The sequence below is a fragment of the Achromobacter sp. HZ34 genome (assembly GCF_002209485.1).
GTDB lineage: Bacteria > Pseudomonadota > Gammaproteobacteria > Burkholderiales > Burkholderiaceae_B > Bordetella_C.
Genome location: NZ_NJIX01000021.1, coordinates 1 through 1163, shown reverse-complemented (window position 1 = coordinate 1163; position 1163 = coordinate 1). Strand labels below are relative to the sequence as shown.

The 1163-nt window shown below is 62.8% G+C and carries 1 protein-coding gene; it reads left to right on the top strand.

The annotated features are described in order from the left end of the window. Positions 1-1163: VCBS domain-containing protein (locus CEY05_RS30720; RefSeq protein ID WP_198952960.1), on the top strand; the 1163-nt coding region annotated here is incomplete at both ends.

The following is a 1163-nucleotide window of genomic DNA, read 5'->3' as shown; positions in this document are numbered from 1 at the left end:
GGTCATGGCGGCACGGCCACCAAGTCGGTGTCTGTCACGATCAACGGTACGGACGATGCGGCGATCATCACCCCGCACGCGGTGGGTGCTGACGCGGGTACGGTCAAGGAAGACACGACCCTGACGACCAGCGGCAAGCTGGATATCGTCGATCCGGATGCTGGCCAGGCGGTCTTCGTGGCTCAAACCGGCACCGCCGGAACCTACGGTTCGTTCACCATGGGTACGGATGGAACCTGGTCGTACACGCTGAACAACAGCAGCGCCGCGGTTCAAGCGCTGGGCCTGGGCGACTCCAAGACGGAAACGTTCACGGTCGCTTCGGCTGACGGGACGACCAGCAAGGTCACGATCACGGTCCAAGGCACCAACGACGCGCCGGTTATCAACGCTCCGGCCGGTTCGACCGCTGGTTCTGTGACGGAAGACGGCACGCAGACCGCAACTGGTCAGTTCAGCAAGACGGATGTTGATACCAACGACACTCACACCTGGACGGTGGATGGCAACGCGAAGGGTACCTATGGCACCTTCAGCGTTGACCAGACCGGCAAGTGGACGTACACGCTGGACAACACGGCCGCGCAAGCATTGACCACGAAGGATCACATCACCGAGACCTATACGGTCAAGGTGGATGACGGCCACGGTGGTACGGCGACGAAGTCGGTCACCGTAACGATCAACGGCACGGACGACGCTGCGGTCATAACCCCGCACGCGGTGGGTGCTGACGCCGGTACGGTGAAGGAAGACACGACGCTCCAGACCAGCGGAAAGCTGGATATCGTCGATCCGGACGCGGGTCAGGCGGTGTTCGTAGCGCAGACGAACGCTGCGGGCCAGCACGGCACGTTCTCGATCACCTCCGATGGCACGTGGACATACAACCTGAATAACGCTGATCCGGCGGTTCAGGCGCTGGGTGCGAACGAGTCGATGACCGAAAAGTTCACGGTCACGTCGGCCGACGGCACGCCGAGCACGATCACGGTAACGATCCAGGGCACCAACGACGCCCCGGTCATCACTGCGCCGACCGGGTCCACTGCTGGCTCGGTGACCGAAGACGCCACCAAGACGGCGACGGGTCAGTTCAGCCAGACGGACGTTGACACCAACGATGCGCACACCTGGACGGTGGATGGCAATGCCAAGGGCGC